At 71.2% G+C, this 14,252-nt stretch carries 16 protein-coding genes; 8 read left to right on the plus strand and 8 right to left on the minus strand.

Annotation, left to right across the window (positions count from 1 at the left end; translation table 11 throughout):
* The first annotated feature begins 169 nt into the window (after positions 1 to 169).
* Genes KOI35_RS27320 through KOI35_RS27335 form a run of 4 tightly spaced genes read left to right on the plus strand, consistent with a single transcriptional unit; the run spans position 170 to position 2,186 of the window.
* A complete protein-coding gene (locus tag KOI35_RS27320; RefSeq protein ID WP_215791476.1) occupies positions 170 to 619 on the plus strand; it encodes a flagellar basal body-associated FliL family protein in 450 nt (149 codons plus the stop codon).
* A 25-nt stretch (positions 620 to 644) separates the two neighbouring features.
* A complete protein-coding gene (locus tag KOI35_RS27325; RefSeq protein WP_215791477.1) occupies positions 645 to 1,565 on the plus strand; it encodes an NADP-dependent oxidoreductase in 921 nt (306 codons plus the stop codon).
* Positions 1,566 to 1,600: 35 nt separating this feature from the next.
* Positions 1,601 to 2,002 carry a DUF3224 domain-containing protein gene (locus KOI35_RS27330; protein WP_215791478.1) on the plus strand — a complete coding sequence of 134 codons (402 nt, stop codon included), beginning with the start codon at positions 1,601 to 1,603 and terminating at the stop codon, positions 2,000 to 2,002.
* 25 nt (positions 2,003 to 2,027) lie between these two features.
* The gene (locus KOI35_RS27335) at positions 2,028 to 2,186 is read left to right on the plus strand and encodes a hypothetical protein (protein ID WP_215791479.1); all 159 of its coding nucleotides are present in this window, start codon (positions 2,028 to 2,030) and stop codon (positions 2,184 to 2,186) included.
* A 209-nt stretch (positions 2,187 to 2,395) separates the two neighbouring features.
* Here KOI35_RS27335 and KOI35_RS27340 read toward each other — a convergent pair whose 3' ends face one another.
* Genes KOI35_RS27340 through KOI35_RS27355 form a run of 4 tightly spaced genes read right to left on the minus strand, consistent with a single transcriptional unit; the run spans position 2,396 to position 5,301 of the window.
* Positions 2,396 to 2,794: a VOC family protein gene (locus tag KOI35_RS27340; protein WP_215791480.1), complete on the minus strand. Its 399-nt coding sequence runs from the start codon at positions 2,792 to 2,794 to the stop codon at positions 2,396 to 2,398.
* 7 nt (positions 2,795 to 2,801) lie between these two features.
* Positions 2,802 to 3,518: a CPBP family intramembrane glutamic endopeptidase gene (locus KOI35_RS27345; protein ID WP_215791481.1), complete on the minus strand. Its 717-nt coding sequence runs from the start codon at positions 3,516 to 3,518 to the stop codon at positions 2,802 to 2,804.
* Positions 3,515 to 4,408: an NAD(P)H-binding protein gene (locus KOI35_RS27350; RefSeq protein ID WP_215791482.1), complete on the minus strand. Its 894-nt coding sequence runs from the start codon at positions 4,406 to 4,408 to the stop codon at positions 3,515 to 3,517. The genes KOI35_RS27345 and KOI35_RS27350 overlap by 4 nt, the downstream gene beginning before the upstream one ends.
* Positions 4,405 to 5,301 (minus strand): DMT family transporter, encoded by an 897-nt coding sequence (locus tag KOI35_RS27355; RefSeq protein ID WP_246613808.1) that lies wholly within the window; start codon positions 5,299 to 5,301, stop codon positions 4,405 to 4,407. The genes KOI35_RS27350 and KOI35_RS27355 overlap by 4 nt, the downstream gene beginning before the upstream one ends.
* 78 nt (positions 5,302 to 5,379) lie before the next feature.
* Between KOI35_RS27355 and KOI35_RS27360 the strand changes: the two genes are divergently transcribed.
* Positions 5,380 to 6,336, plus strand: a complete 957-nt coding sequence (locus tag KOI35_RS27360) for a LysR family transcriptional regulator (protein WP_215791484.1) — start codon at positions 5,380 to 5,382, stop codon at positions 6,334 to 6,336.
* Here the strand turns inward: KOI35_RS27360 and KOI35_RS27365 are convergent.
* From KOI35_RS27365 to KOI35_RS27375, 3 genes are read right to left on the minus strand one after another with little or no spacing between them, the layout of a single operon-like run.
* Complete coding sequence (locus tag KOI35_RS27365; RefSeq protein WP_215791485.1) at positions 6,291 to 7,103, minus strand: carbohydrate ABC transporter permease; 813 nt, start codon at positions 7,101 to 7,103, stop codon at positions 6,291 to 6,293. The two genes, KOI35_RS27360 and KOI35_RS27365, sit on opposite strands and share 46 nt — an antisense overlap.
* The gene (locus KOI35_RS27370; RefSeq protein ID WP_215791486.1) at positions 7,100 to 8,011 is read right to left on the minus strand and encodes a carbohydrate ABC transporter permease; all 912 of its coding nucleotides are present in this window, start codon (positions 8,009 to 8,011) and stop codon (positions 7,100 to 7,102) included. The genes KOI35_RS27365 and KOI35_RS27370 overlap by 4 nt, the downstream gene beginning before the upstream one ends.
* Positions 8,008 to 9,315: an extracellular solute-binding protein gene (locus KOI35_RS27375; RefSeq protein WP_215791487.1), complete on the minus strand. Its 1,308-nt coding sequence runs from the start codon at positions 9,313 to 9,315 to the stop codon at positions 8,008 to 8,010. The genes KOI35_RS27370 and KOI35_RS27375 overlap by 4 nt, the downstream gene beginning before the upstream one ends.
* A 150-nt stretch (positions 9,316 to 9,465) precedes the next feature.
* Here KOI35_RS27375 and KOI35_RS27380 point away from each other — a divergent pair, with 150 nt between their 5' ends.
* The 3 genes from KOI35_RS27380 to KOI35_RS27390 all read left to right on the plus strand — a co-directional run bounded on the left by KOI35_RS27380 (position 9,466) and on the right by KOI35_RS27390 (position 13,427).
* A complete protein-coding gene (locus tag KOI35_RS27380) occupies positions 9,466 to 12,177 on the plus strand; it encodes an nSTAND1 domain-containing NTPase (RefSeq protein WP_215791488.1) in 2,712 nt (903 codons plus the stop codon).
* A gap of 81 nt (positions 12,178 to 12,258) precedes the next feature.
* Positions 12,259 to 12,849 (plus strand): dihydrofolate reductase family protein, encoded by a 591-nt coding sequence (locus KOI35_RS27385; protein ID WP_215791489.1) that lies wholly within the window; start codon positions 12,259 to 12,261, stop codon positions 12,847 to 12,849.
* Positions 12,846 to 13,427 (plus strand): dihydrofolate reductase family protein, encoded by a 582-nt coding sequence (locus KOI35_RS27390; protein ID WP_215791490.1) that lies wholly within the window; start codon positions 12,846 to 12,848, stop codon positions 13,425 to 13,427. Before KOI35_RS27385 ends, KOI35_RS27390 begins: the two co-directional genes overlap by 4 nt.
* Here KOI35_RS27390 and KOI35_RS49020 read toward each other — a convergent pair.
* Positions 13,391 to 14,245, minus strand: coding sequence for a DUF6597 domain-containing transcriptional factor (locus KOI35_RS49020; protein ID WP_308121169.1), 855 nt, complete (start codon positions 14,243 to 14,245; stop codon positions 13,391 to 13,393). The genes KOI35_RS27390 and KOI35_RS49020 overlap by 37 nt on opposite strands.
* Positions 14,246 to 14,252 lie beyond the last annotated feature (7 nt).

A 14,252-nucleotide genomic window follows, 5' to 3' on the forward strand; every position in this document is an offset into this window, starting at 1 on the left:
TCTATCGACGCGGGAATCGACGCAACGTTCCGGCGAGCCCCGGCACCGAACCGCAACCAGGTCGAACCTCAGTTGCCACAGGTACGGGCTCAAACCCCCGGGCTCCTGGCCAATAACAACTACGAGGCCGAACAGCCGCAGCCCGCCATACGACTGAGAGGCAACAACGATGAGCACGAACGAGACCACCCCCGCCGAGGCGCCGAAGAAGTCCAAGAAGATGCTGATGATCATCGTCATCGCGGCGGTAGTGCTGCTGGGCGGTGGCGGAGCCGGCGCGTTCTTCATGATGAAGGGCAGCACCGCCGAGGCGGCGCCGACCAAGGGCACCGTCAAGGCGCTGGACGACGCGCTGACGATCAACTTGGCTGACGGCCACTACCTGAAGCTCAACTTCTCGCTGCAGCAGACCACCGACGCCGCCGAGGACGTCGACACCAGCGAGGCGCAGGAGCTGGCGATCGACGAGTACACCGGCAAGACCCTGGCGCAGCTCTCCACCGAGAAGAGCCGCGAGGAGATCAAGTCGGACCTCACCGCGAAGATCGTGAAGGCCTACACCGAGGACGGCAAGAAGATGGTCATGGGTGTCTACTACACGTCGTTCGTCACCCAGTAGCCCCATGTAAGTCTAGAGTGGACACATGCGGGGAGTCGTCGCGATCGCGCTCGGCGGTCCGGAAGTGTTACAGGTGACCGACCTGCCCGACCCGGAAGCCGGGCTCGGGCAGGTCGTCGTTCGTATCCGCGCGGTCTGTGTGCATCCGGCCGACATCGCCGCCACCACCGGCCAGATCCCTGGTGGGCCGGTGGCGCCGCCGTTCTCGCCCGGGTGGGACATCGCCGGCGAGGTGGCATCAGCCGGACCGGGCGCGAGCGATCTCCGGGTGGGTGACCGGGTCGTCGGGATGATCCCGTGGTACTCGACCCGGGGCACGCCGGGCGGCTACGCCGAGTTCGTGGCCGCCGACACCGACTGGTTGGTGCGGTTGCCCGACGGGCTCGACTTCGTGTCCGCGGCCACGGTGCCGCTCAACGCCCAGACCGCCCATCAAGGGCTGTCCCTGCTGCCTCCGGCCGTTGACGGGCGCAGCATCCTGGTCACCGGGGCCGGCGGCGGTGTCGGCGGTTTCGCCACCCAGTTGGCCGCCCGGAGCGGCTACCACGTCCTGGCCCAGGCCGGTCACGGCGACGAGCAGTGGGTGCGCGACCTCGGCGCTCACGAGGTCGTCTCCCGTACGGTCGATCTGTCCACGGTCGGGCCGGTGCCCGCGTTGTTCGACGCGGTCCCCCTCGGCGAGGCGGCGGCCGTCGCCGTCGAGGACGGGGGAGTCGTGGTCGCGACCCGGCCGACGCCGGCCATCGCCGCCGCCAGGGGCGTGCGCCAGGAACTGCAACTCATCCGGCACGACCGCGACCTGCTGGCCGACCTGGTGGGGCAGGTGGCGGCGGGACAGTTGCGCACCCGTGTGGCAGAGACGATGCCGTTGACCGACGCCGCCGACGCCCACCGGCGCGTCCTGGCCGGCGGGCTGCGCGGAAAGCTCGTGCTGACGGTGGACTGACAGGAGATGTCAGTCATTCGTTCTACCGTGTCGGCATGCGAGCAACCGGAACCTTCGAAGTCGCCGACTTCACCCCCGCCCCCGTGCCGGCTCCCGAGATCAAGACCGGCCTGCCGGTGGGTGTCGCCACCATGCGCAAGACCTTCCAGGGCGAGATCAGCGGCCGGTCCGAGACCCTGTTCACGGCCGCCTTCGATCCCGCGAGCGGCACGGGGACGTACGTGGCCATGGAGTCTTTCGAAGGCAGGGTCGGCGGGCGTCCGGGCGCCTTCAACTTCGTGCACTCCGCGACCACGACCGGCCAGGACCGGCAGGCCGAGTTCTTCACCGTCGTCCCGGCCAGTGGCACCGGAGAGCTGGCCGGCATCAGCGGCGGCGGCGCCCTGACCGTCGACCCGGACGGCACCCACCGCATCGAGCTCGACTACATGCTCTGAATCGCGGGACCGCCGCCCACGGATCGTGGTCGAGTCGCGGGACAGGCTGGACGGGCACACCGAGACCTACCACGACCCGGCCACCGGCGGCACGTTCGTCAGCGGCGCCTACTACACCTCGGTGGTCCGCTTCTCGGGGCTGCCCGCGGGCGTCCCCGCTGCCCGATGCCGTGGTCCGCCGTAACATCCGGACCGGCATCGAGCGCGTCGCTGCCGCAGGCACTTTGCCCGTACGATTCGAAGGCTTCGCGGTCTACAAGAGCCACACGCCGTTCGAGCTGCACGTCGGGCCGCGCGACATCGCCGGCTCAACGCGTTGCGGGGCCGCAACCACACGTACTGGTCCGTCGCCGCCTGGCACAGCCACAACTCGACCCGCATCTGGACCGGGTCTTAGTTGTCGGCCTCGACGGCGAACGTGTTGCCGTCGGGGTCCCGGAACCAGGCGAGGCGGCCGCCGCCGGCCCGGGCGGTGATGCCGCGGCTGTCGTGGTCGAGCCCGTCATAGCGGGCGAACACGACGCCGGCCGCGGTGAGCTCGTCGACGATCCGGTCCAGGTCGTCGACATACCAGGTGGCCAGCGTGGCCTCGGTCTGGCCGGCTGTGACCGACTGGTAGACGTTGAGCGCCGGCCCGCCGGCCGACCCGTAGACCCGCCCACCGTCGACGATCTTCGCGCTCGGGCCGACCCGCAACGCCACCAGGCCCAGCTTGCCCTCGTAGAACGCGACGGCCTGCTGGATGTCCGAGACCGCGATCGACGTCCGTACGGGAAAATCATTCAGAGGCATGGCCCGATTATCCGTGGATCAGGGCCGGCAGGACGAACACCATGATCGACGACCAGGTGATGTGGGTCAGGATCGGCGCCAGGACCCCGCCCGACGCCCGTCGCTGCAGAGCCAGGACGACGCCGAGCAGGACGGCGGCGAAGACCAGCATCGGGTTGCCGGTCGCGACCGTCGCCACCGCGTAGATGACGGTCGAGATCAGCACGGCGTGACGCCGCCCGATCGCCGCGAACAACGCGCCGCGGAAGAAGACCTCCTCGGCCACCCCGTTCAGCAGCGTGACCGCCACGATCGGCACGATGGCCCCGTACCGGGCGTGGTCGAGAACGTTGTTGACCAGCTCACGCAGCGGCTCGAACTCGCGGACCACCAGCGCGCCGGCCACGAAGATGCCGCCGAGCACCAGCCCGGTGAGGATCGGCGTGACGATCGGGCGCCGCAGCCGGTCACGGAACGAGATGTGGCCCAGATGCAGCGGCCCGGACAGCAGCGCTCCGCCGATCCAGGTGCACGCGACCAGCACGGTCAACAGGTAGAAGATGTCGTCGCCCGGGCGCACCGACAACGAGAACCCCAGCAGCACGGCACCGATCACCAGGGTGGCCGCGACGACCACCCGCCGCCGGCGGAACTGCTGGTCCGTCTGCTGGTGGTCGCGTTCGACCTGGTCGATCAGGGACGGCCCGAGAGCTCGCCGGGCCCGGCCGAGCCAGGGCGGGCTCACCGCGACTCGGCGCGCTCGGCCAGCGCCAGGCGCACCGCCTCGTCGTAGCTGATCAGTTCGCCGGGGAGGAGCCGGGTGATGGCGTCGTCCTTCACCACGACCTCGTTGGACATCGAGTCGACCAGGTTGCGGGCGGTCTCCTCGTCGACGTCGGTGACGAACTTCAGCCAGGCCGACGACAGACGCGGGGTCAGCACCGGAACGGTGACGTTGGGCAGGTGGCCGCCCTGGATCTCGGCGACCCGCTGCAGCATGTCGATGTAGCGCAGCACCTCCGGCCCGCCGATCTCGTACGTGCGTCCGCGTGCCTCGGACGGCTCGAGAACCCCGACCAGGTAGCGGACCGCGTCCGGCAGGGCGATCGGCTGGGTCCGGGTGTTCACCCACTGCGGGGTCACCATCGCCGGCAGGCGCTCGGCCAGCTGGCGGGTGATCTCCCACGAGATGCCGCCGTCGCCGATGACCACCGCCGCCCGTAGCACGGTCACCGGCACCGGGCCGTCCCGCAGGATCTGCTCGACCTCGCGGCGCGAGCGCAGATGCGCCGACAGCTCGCCGTCGTCGGCGCCGAGTCCGCCGAGGTAGATGATCCGCTCCAGCCCGGCGCCGGCCGCGGCCGTGGCGAAGTTGCGGGCGGCGTCGGCGTCGCGCTTCTCGAAGTCCTCCGACCCGAGCGAGTGCACCAGGTAGTAGGCCGCGTCGACCCCGGCGAAGGCCGCGGTGAGGCTCCCCGGATCGGACACGTCGGCCTCGACCGGCTCACCGGCGCCGTGGTAGTCGTCCGGGTGCCGGGTCATCGCCCGTACGCGATAACCCTCCTCGACCAGGCGGGACGCCACGTGGGAGCCGATGAAGCCGGACGCACCGCTTACCAGGACTGTCTTGGTCACGGGTTACTACTACCCGCGTACGCGAGAGATTCACCCGCCCGATGTCCGGCCTCGACCCGCTGGCCGTACCAGGTGGCGCCGAGGACGAGGACGATCCCGGCGACGCCGGCCGCGGTCAGGTGCTCGCCGGCGATGCCGACCCCGATCAGCACCGCCCACACCGGTTCGGTGCCCAGCAGCAGGCTGGCCCGCGCCGCGGACGTGCGGCGGATCGCCCACAGCTGCACCAGGAACGCGAACACGCTGCAGCCCAGGGCGAGATACAGCACGCCGAGCCACTGTCCCGGTCCGAACGCGCGGACCGCCGACGGCAGGGCGGGGGCCGCCACGAGCGTGAACAGGATCGCCCCGGCCACGGTCTGCAACCAGGTGAGGGTGACGGTGTCGTACCGGTGGCCCTCGGTCAGCCGGCCGGACAGCGTCACGTGGGCCGCGCGCACCACCGCCGCGGCCAGGATCAGCACGTCACCGGCCGTCGGCGCGCGCAGTCCGGGCCCGGCGACCAGCAGAGCCACACCGATCACGGCGACCCCCGCCGCGGCGAAGAACCGGCCGGGCAGCCAGCGCCGGCGCACGGCACCCTCGAGGGCCGGCGTCATCAGAATGGTCAGGCTGATCAGCACCCCGGCGTTGGTCGCGCTGGTCAGCGATACCCCGTACGTCTCCAGCACCAGCACTGCCGCCTGGGTGAGGCCCAGCAGCGTGCCGACCCGCAGTTCGGCCCGGCTCGGCCGGCGCCGGGCCATGGCGGGCGCCAGCGCGATCGCGGAGAAGAGAAAGCGGAGGGCCAGCACGGCCAGCACCCCACCGGCCAGCACGAGGGTCTGGGCGGTCAGATAGCTGCTGCCCCACACCACCGCCACGGTCAGCAGCAACAGATCGCTGCGGCTCATCGACATGAGGGCAGCCTGCGGCCGGGCGTGAATGAAGACAAGATGCGAACTTCCCAACCAATGGTGTAGTCAGACCTAATGGATCTGCACCACCTGCGCCTGCTCAGGGAACTCGGCGACCGGGGCAGTCTGGCCGCCGTCGCCCAGGCGATGCACATCACGCCGTCGGCGGTCTCCCAGCAGTTGCGGACCCTGCAACGGTCGGCGCGGGTGCCGCTGACCGAACGCGAGGGCCGCCGTCTCGTGCTGACCGAGGCCGGCCGGGCCCTGGCCGCCGCGGCGATCGAGGTCTCCACCGCGCTCGACCGGGCCGGCCGGGCCGTGGACGCCTACCTCGACGACCCGGCCGCGCCGGTCACGGTGGCCGCGTTCCACAGCGCCGGGCTCGCCTGGTTCGGCCCGCTCCTCGGCCGGGCCGGCCTGCCGCCGATGCGGTTCTCGGACGAGGACGTGCCGCAGGCCGCCTTCCCGGCGCTGGTCGCCGACTACGACCTGGTGCTGGCGCACCGGCTGGCGCACAGCCCGCCGTGGCCGGCCGACCGGCTGACCGTCGTGCCGCTGATCCACGAGCCGCTGTACGTCGCGATGCCCGCCGGCCACCGGCTGGCTTCGCAGACCCGGCTCACCGCCGTCGACGTCGCCGGCGAACCGTGGATCTGCGTCCGGGAGGGTTTCCCGCTGGAGGGCGTCCTGACCGCGATCGCGGCCGCTGCCGACCGGCCCCTGGAGATCGTCCACCGGGTCAACGAGTTCACGGTCGTGGCCGGCCTGGTGGCGGCGGGCGGCGGGCTCGCGCTGCTGCCCGCTTACACCAGCCGGCCCGGTCCGGGTGTGGTGCTGCGGCAGCTGGCCGACCTGCCGGCCACCCGGCACATCGACGTCCTGACCCGTCCGGAGACGCTGCACCGGGTCGCGGTGCGCACGGTCCTCGACGCCGTGCGCGAGCTGGCGGCGCAGACGGGCCAGATGGCGGGACGGACGGGTGAGCCTCAGGTGCCGGCCAGTGAACCGCCGATACCGCCGACGCTGAAGTAGCGGTTGAGTGTGGCGAACACGATGACCGGGGGCAGCATCATCACCACGGCCAGGGCCATCACCGAGCCCCAGTCGGTGCCGTTCTGCTGGAAGAACGACTGCAGGCCGATCGGCAGGGTGAACCGCTCCTGCGAGCGCAGGAACACGATGGCCACCAGGTAGTCGTTCCACGAGACCAGGAACGTGAAGATCGCGGTGGAGAGCAGCCCGGGCAGCGAGTTGCGCAGCACGATCCGGGTGAAGCCGGTGAACAGGGAGGCACCGTCGATCCAGGCCGCCTCCTCCAGCGACACCGGGATCGAGTCGATGTAGGCCGCCATCATCCAGATCGCCACCGACATCGACGCTCCGACGTAGACGATGCCCAGCCCGACCAGGTTGTCGACCAGGCCGACCCGGGCGAACAGGATGAACAGCGGGATCACGGCGGTGATCACCGGCAGGGACTGGACGATGAACAGCAGCAGCGAGTAGGCCGAGACCGACCGGCTGCGGCCGCGGGACAGCACGTACCCGGCCGGGGCGGCCACCGCGACCGAGACGGCCACCGTGGCCAGCGTGACGCCCAGGCTGTTGGCCAGCCAGGTCAGGGTCGGCAGGTCGGCGAAGATGTGCGTGAAGTTGGCCAGGCCGAAGGCGGCGGTGCTGCCCGAGGCCACGCCGGGGCGCAGCGACAGGATCAGCACCGCGGCCACCGGGACGAGCACGACGCCGGTGATGAGCAGGATGGCCGCGAAGCGCCACCACCGGCCGCGATCGGGTGTCATACGTGCGCCTTTCTGATCTGCCGATACAGGGCCACCGACACGACGACCAGGCTCGCGGTCATCAGGAAGGCGATGGCCACGCCGGGCCCGACCTGGAAGTTCTGGAAGACCGTGCGGTACGAGAGCACGACCAGCGATGTGGTGGCGTCGACCGGTCCGCCCCCGGTGAGCAGGAAGATGGTCGGGAAGTCGTTGACGCAGAAGATCGTCATGAGGATCCAGGAGATGTACGTCGACCGGGAGATCATCGGCAGCGTGATGTGGAGGAACTGCTGCCACTTCGACGCCCCGTCGACGTCCGCGGCCTCGTAGACGGTGTGGTCGACGCCGGCCAGAGCCGCGCCGATCAGCATCATCATGAACGGGACGCTGATCCACACCTTGAACACGCAGACCGTGATCTTGGCCAGCACCGGGTCGGCCAGGAACAGCGGCGTGTCGAACCCGAGGGCCTGCGCGAGGCTGGGTAGCGGGCTCTGCGGGGTGGCGACCAGCCAGTTCCACGCCGTCGAGGACACCACCACGGGCACGACCCACGGCAGCAGGAGCAGGGTCTTGAACACCGTACGGCCGGGAATGCGGGTGCGCAGCAGCAGAGCCAGCCCCAGGCCGCCGAGCCAGCTGCCGAACACGCCGACGACGGTGAAGATCAGCGTGAACTGCACCGAGCGCCAGAAGGCGGGGCTGGTCAGCGTCGCCCGGTAGTTGTCGAGCCCGACATAATCCCCCGTGTTGATCAACGAGCCGTCGTGGACCGATTGCAACGCGGCGTAGACCAGTGGGTAGGCGTTGATCAGCAGAAGCAGGACCAGCGAAGGTGCCACCAGCCAGAGCAGCATTCGACGGGCTGAGACCGGTTTTCCCGTACGGGGGAAATCGCTCTTCGCCCGAGTCAGAGTGACCGTCACTTGACGATCGCCTCGAGCGCCTTCTGCAACGTCTCCAGCGCCGGCTTCGGGTCCTGACCGGCCAGCACGGTCTGCGCGAACTGGGTGACCGGCTGGCTGGAGTCGACCGCGGCCAGCCCGCCGAACAGGGTCGGCGACTGCGCGGCGAAGGTCTTGGCGACCGGCACCCACTCGGCGATGATCTTCGCCTTCTGCTTCTGGGCCTGGAACTCGGGCAGGGCGACGATCGACTTGAGCACCGGCAGCCCGGCCACCACGTTCTGCTGCCACAGCGTCTTCATGCTGCGGATGTAGTAGGACAGGAACGCCTCCGAGCCCTCCTGCGACGGCGTATCGGCGTACATCATGATGTTGTTCTGGAAGACGAGGCCCGCCTTGGCGCCGCTCGGACCGGTCAGCGGGCTCATCACCTGCAGGTCGCCGTCGGTCTCACCGGTGTCGGTGTCGAGGCCGGCGGTGTGGATGCCCATCGCCACCTTCTTGTTCTTCCACTGGGTGATCAGGTTGTCGGTGGTGTAGCTGATCGAGGCGGGGTCGACCGCCTTGGCCCGGACGAGTTCCTGGACGAAACGCATCGCCTCGAGGTTGGCCTCGGTGACCACGTCGACCTTGCCGTCCGGGTCGAACAGGCCGCCGCCGTTGTTCAGCATCATCAGGTGCAGTCCCTGGCTGCCCAGGTTGTTGCCCGCGCCGGCCCCGGTGCCGAAGCCGAACACCTTCCGGCCGGCCAGCGTCCGGCACGCGGTCAGCAGTTCGTCCCAGGTGGTCGGCACCTTGAGGCCGGCCGCGTCGAGCAGGGACTTGCGGTACCACCAGACCCGGAAGTCGAGCTGCCACGGCACCGCCGCGTACCCCTTGGACGTCTTCATCGCGTCCAGCTGGCCGGGCAGGAAGTCGTCGAGCGTGCCGTCCTTACGGAACTGTTCGATCACGTTGTCGGCGTAGGCGATCGCGCCCTGGTCGGCGAACTGGAACGCCTGGAAGCCGCCGCCGGTGCTGACCGCGGGCCCGGTCTTGGAGGCGATGGCCGACGAGAACGTCTGGCTGAAGTTGGCCCACTGGATTCCCTGGTAGGTCGCCGCCGGGAGGCTGTTGGCGGGCGTGTAGGCCTCGGTCAGCTTCTTCGCCGCCGCCGTGTAGTTGGCCTGGCCCCACGGCATGTCCCAGAACTTCAACTGGCCGGCGCCCGAGGCCGATCCGCCGCCGCAGGCCGAAAGAAGCATGCCACCGCCGACGGCGGCGCCGAGGCCGAGGAAGCCGCGGCGGGACCAGCGGCCGGGGCCGGACTCATCGATCGTGTTCATGGGAGCTCCTCGCAGTCAGCGGTTCGGGACGGACGCCGAGGACGCTAAGTGGCGGAGCGTTGTTCAGGTTCGGTCAAAAACGATGAACAACAGACCCTGAACTTAACCGCTTAAGCTACATTGCTCTTGCTACCGGCGAACGGGGGTGCCGTGCCGCGACGGGAACGACCGCTGGAGTCGGAGGACTCGCCACTGCTCCAATTCGCGGGCGACCTGCGACGACTGCGCCGGCGAGCCGGTGAACCGACGTACCGGGAACTCGGCCGCCGGACCAACTACTCGGCCGCGGCGCTGTCCGAGGCGGTGGCCGGCCGCCGGCTGCCCAGCCTCGCCGTCACGGTGGCCTTCGTCCGGGCCTGCGACGGCGACGCCGGCGAGTGGACCGAGCGGTGGCGGCGGCTGGCCGACGCCCAGCCCGGCGACACCCCTTCTCCGTACGTCGGCCTGTCCGCCTATCAGGTCGACGACGCCGACCGCTTCTTCGGTCGTGAGGCGCTGACCGACACCCTGCTGGCCCTGGTCGACGAACGCCCGTTCGCCGGGGTCTTCGGCGCCTCCGGCGCGGGCAAGTCCTCCCTGCTGCGGGCCGGGCTGGCCGCCCGCACCCAGCGGACACCCCTGGTGGTGACGCCCGGCGCGGACCCGATGGCCGAGCTCGCGGTGGCCATCGGCGGGCTCGCCGACGAGCCCGCCGACCGGGTCCGCGACGACCTGGCCGCCGACCCCGAGGCCCTGCGGGGCTGGCTGGCCAAGGCCTCCGGGGACCTGCTCCTGGTGGTCGACCAGTTCGAGGAGAGCTTCACGCTGTGCGACGACGCCGCCCGCCGCTGGCTGGTCCGGGCGCTGACCTCGGCCGCCGGGCCGCGCAGCCGGGTCGTCGTCGGGGTCCGCGCCGACTTCTACGGGCACTGCGCGCGCCACCCCGAACTGGTCGCCGCCCTGCACCGGGCGCAGCTGCTGGTCGGGCCGATGTCGGCCGAAGAGTTCCGGTGGGCGGTCACCGAACCGGCCACCCGGGCCGGCGCGTCGCTGGAGACGGCGCTGGTGGCCCGGCTGGTCGCGGACGTGGCCGGGCAGCCGGCCGCGCTGCCCCTGGTCTCGCACACCCTGGCCGAGACGTGGCGCCGCCGGCGGGGCCTGGTGCTCACGCTGACCGGCTACGAGGATGTCGGCGGGATCCGGCACGCCCTGTCGCGAACCGCCGAGCAGACCTTCGACGAGCTCGGCGAGGACGACCGGGCCGCGGCCCGGCGACTGTTCCTGCGGCTGGTGGTGCCGGGCGACGGCACGGCGGACACCAAACGACGCGTACGCCGCTCGGAACTCGACGCGGAGGACGCCCTGCTGGACCGGCTCGCCGCGGCGCGTCTGATCACCATCGACCGGGACAGCGTGGAACTGGCCCACGAGGCGCTCCTGCACGCCTGGCCGCGGCTGGTCGGCTGGATCGACCGCGACCGCGACGACCTGCGCGCCCAGCACCGGATCAGCGAGGCCACGGCCGTCTGGGAGGCGCACGACCACGATCCCGACACCCTGCTTCGCGGCGTACGCCTCGAACAGGCGGCCCGGCTGCGCGAGCGCCTCAATCCCCGGGAGCGCGCCTTCCTGGACGCGGGATCGGCCGCCGAACAGGCGCGGACGGCGGCCGAGCGTCGCGTGACCCGTCGCCTGCGCCGGCTCGTCGCCGTGCTGGCTGCACTCACCGTGCTGCTGGCCGGCACGGCGGTCGCCGCCGCCACCGCGCAACGGTCGGCGACCCGCCAGCGCAACGAGGCGGTCGCACTGCGCGCCGTCGACACCGCCCGCGGTCTGCTGGCCGCCCGGCCCCAGGCCGCCCAGGTCCTGGCCCTGGCCGCCCACCGGCTGGCGCCGAGCGATCAGTCCCGCAGCATGCTCGTGCTGGCCCACGCCGCCGCGACCGCCACCACGCTGGGCGGAGGCTTCGCCACCACGCCGGGCCGGGTCGCGATCACCTACGACCCGAGCGCGGGCAGCCGGCAGCGGTTGTGGCGCCCCGACGGCGATTCCTGGCTCCCGGCGGCCGCGTTGGAGATCGGGGAGAGTTTCCTGTACGCCGTGAGCGCCGACGAACGACATGCGCTCTACCGGAGCGGCCCCACCTCCGTGCTGTGGGACCTGTCCGATCCCGATCATCCCCGTCGGACGGCGGTTCCGGCCCGCCTCCCGATGGCCGACACCCTCGACCGCACCGGCTCCCTCATGTCGGGCGTGTCCGGCGACCACGCCGCTCTCCTGTGGCGGACCGGGGACCAGGCCGTACGCCGCCTGCCCGCCACCGGCGTCGAGAGCACCGCCCTGCTGCCCGACGGTTCCGGCGTTCTGCTGGGCCGGTTCAGCGGCGGGAACCACACCCTGGAGCTGTGGACGCTCGACGGCGTCCGGACCGCCACGCTGCTGCGCGAGCCGTACCGCATGTATCCCTCGGCCGGCCCGGACGGCCTGGTCGCCGTCACGTCCGAGGCGGGCGAGGCGATGGTGCTGGACGCCCGGGACCCTTCCGCCGTACGCGTCCTGGCCCGCGTGGACGGCCTGGCTCACCCGACGCTGGCCGCTTTCGACCCCGCCGGACCGGCCGTGGTGCTGTCCGACCCGGACCGGATCGAACTGTGGGACACCGGCTCGGCCACGCGGCTGATGTCCGTCGACACTCAGGGCCTCGACCTGGGTATCCCGCGCCCCGACGCGGGCCGGGTCGCCGTGGTGGGTCCGCGCGGTGCGCTGTGGCAGTTGGACAGCGATCTGCCCCGGGTCATCCGCGAGATCTGCGCCGCGCCGGTCACCGTCGACTGGGATCGCTATCTGCCCGGCACCACCCCGAGGCAGTTGTGCTCCGACTGAGGATGGCGGATTCGTTCAAGGCCGCGGAGACCCCGCCCGCCTAGCTTCGAAGGGTGATCGAGACGAGCACCTGGAGGAGAAGTGGCACGCGTTGTTCTCTACATGGCGATGTCCCTGGACGGATTCATCACCGGGCCCGGTGACGACAAGGAGAACCCGGCCGGCGTGGGCGGCATGCGGCTGATGGAATGGCTCGGCTCCGGGCCCACGGTGGACGACTTCCGGCCCAGCGACAGTCGAAGCCGGATCGTGTTCGACGAGTCGGCGGCGTCCGGCGCCGTGATCACCGGCCGGCGAACCGGTGAGTTCGCCGGCTATTGGGGCGGTGACCACCACGACGGCGTACCCATCTTCGTCCCGGCCCACAAGGCGCCGGCCGACAACCCGTACGAGAACGTGCATTTCGTGACCGAGGGCATCGCGGCGTGCGTGGCGCAGGCGAAGGCGGCCGCGGGCGACCGGGACGTCATGATGCACGGCGCCTACACGGCTCAGGAGTGCCTGAAGGCCGGGCTGCTCGACGTCATCGAGATCCAGCTCATGCCGGTCCTGCTCGGTCAGGGACGGCTGTTGTTCGAGCATCTGCCACCCGAGCACGTCGAGCTCACCCTCGTCCGGACGTTGCAGGCCAGCAAGACGCTGCACCTGCGCTACGAGGTGAGCCGGGCATGAGCGGGCCGCTGCGGCTCTACATGTCCATGTCGGTCGACGGTTTCATCACCGGCCCCGACGACCACCACGGCCAGGGCCTCGGCCGCGACGGGGGCCGGCTGTTCAACTGGCTCGACGACCGTTTGTCGGCCGGGCCCAGCGGAGACGTCTATCGGGAAGGCCAGGCGACCGGGGCGGTGATCGCCGGGCGGCGCACCTTCGAGCTCGCCGACCGCTGGCACGGCGACCACCACAACGGCGTACCCATCCTCATCCTCACCCACCGTGTCGACGACGAGGCGCCGCCCGGCACGACGTTTGTCTCCGACGTCGTCGCCTGCGCCGCGCAAGCCCGGGCCGCCGCCGGGGACCGGGCCGTGCTGGTGCACGGCGCGGGGGCGGCCCAGGCTCTGCTGCGGGCGGGCGAGCTCGACGAACTGGAGATCAACCTTGTCCCGGTGCTGCCGGGCGCGGGCCGGCGGTTGTTCGGCGCCTTGGAGACCGGCCACATCGAACTGGACCTGGTCCGGAGGCTGGAGGCCCGCGACGTGACGCATCTGCGCTATCGGGTGCTCTCCCGGGCCCGCAGCAGCGGCTGATAGGTCGGGGTGTGGATGTGGTTCTCGCCGCAGTTGCGCTCGATGCCCGCCAGCAGTTCGCTCGGGGCCACCCCGGTGATGGCGACCGACTCGCGGGCCAGATGGGCCTGGTCGGCGTAACCGGCACTGCTCGCCAGCGCGGCCAGCGACCGGCCGCGCAGCGGTCCCGCCTGGGCCAGCGCCAGGAATCCCCAGAACCGCAGGGTGCGGTGCAGCACCTTGGGCGGGCAGCCCACCGCGGACCGGAACCGGCGGCGCAACTGGCTGTCGGAGATGTGCAGCTCGGTGGTGAGCGCCCGGACGGCGTGGGCCGGGTCGACCAGCAGCATCCCGACCGCCGAACGCACCACCGGATCCGGCTCGGTGGCCGCCCGGACCCGGCGCAGCACCTCGGCCTCCAGCAACCGGGCCGCCTCCCGCGCCGACCCGGCGGCCGCCAGTTGTTCCCCCACCGGGAGGGCCGAGCCGCGCCACAGGTCCTCGTACCCGACGGTGAGGTCGGCCATCTCGCCGCCGGACGTCCGCAGAACCGGGGCCGCGGCGCCGGGCCGGAACCGGACACCCACCATCACCGTGCCGGGCGCCAGCAGTTCGCGGGTCAGTCCCGACTGGATGCCGATGACGTGCGGCAGGCCGCCCAGCACACAGACGAACTCGACGCAGCCGTTGGGAACGGCCTGGAACGCGAACGGCGGGGAGTCCGGTGCCACCTCTTGGACCCAGACACAACTGACGTACGGGGCCAGCTCGGGCAGGGGTGGTCGTTCCCGGTAGCTCTGCGGCCACCCGGACCAGGCCTTGCCGTCGCCCCGCGACACGCCAGCA

Origin of the sequence: Paractinoplanes bogorensis (assembly GCF_018829635.1) — a bacterium.
In the GTDB taxonomy this organism is placed as follows: Bacteria; Actinomycetota; Actinomycetes; order Mycobacteriales; family Micromonosporaceae; genus Actinoplanes; species Actinoplanes bogorensis.

Bases quoted from the DNA above. Each gene is read 5' to 3' on its own strand.
- KOI35_RS27320 (WP_215791476.1), top strand. From the start codon at position 170: ATGAGCACGAACGAGACCACCCCCGCCGAGGCGCCGAAGAAGTCCAAG.
- KOI35_RS27325 (WP_215791477.1), top strand. From the start codon at position 645: ATGCGGGGAGTCGTCGCGATCGCGCTCGGCGGTCCGGAAGTGTTACAG.
- KOI35_RS27330 (WP_215791478.1), top strand. From the start codon at position 1,601: ATGCGAGCAACCGGAACCTTCGAAGTCGCCGACTTCACCCCCGCCCCC.
- KOI35_RS27340 (WP_215791480.1), bottom strand. From the start codon at position 2,794: ATGCCTCTGAATGATTTTCCCGTACGGACGTCGATCGCGGTCTCGGAC.
- KOI35_RS27355 (WP_246613808.1), bottom strand. From the start codon at position 5,301: ATGAGCCGCAGCGATCTGTTGCTGCTGACCGTGGCGGTGGTGTGGGGC.
- KOI35_RS27360 (WP_215791484.1), top strand. From the start codon at position 5,380: ATGGATCTGCACCACCTGCGCCTGCTCAGGGAACTCGGCGACCGGGGC.
- KOI35_RS27365 (WP_215791485.1), bottom strand. From the start codon at position 7,103: ATGACACCCGATCGCGGCCGGTGGTGGCGCTTCGCGGCCATCCTGCTC.
- KOI35_RS27375 (WP_215791487.1), bottom strand. From the start codon at position 9,315: ATGAACACGATCGATGAGTCCGGCCCCGGCCGCTGGTCCCGCCGCGGC.
- KOI35_RS27390 (WP_215791490.1), top strand. From the start codon at position 12,846: ATGAGCGGGCCGCTGCGGCTCTACATGTCCATGTCGGTCGACGGTTTC.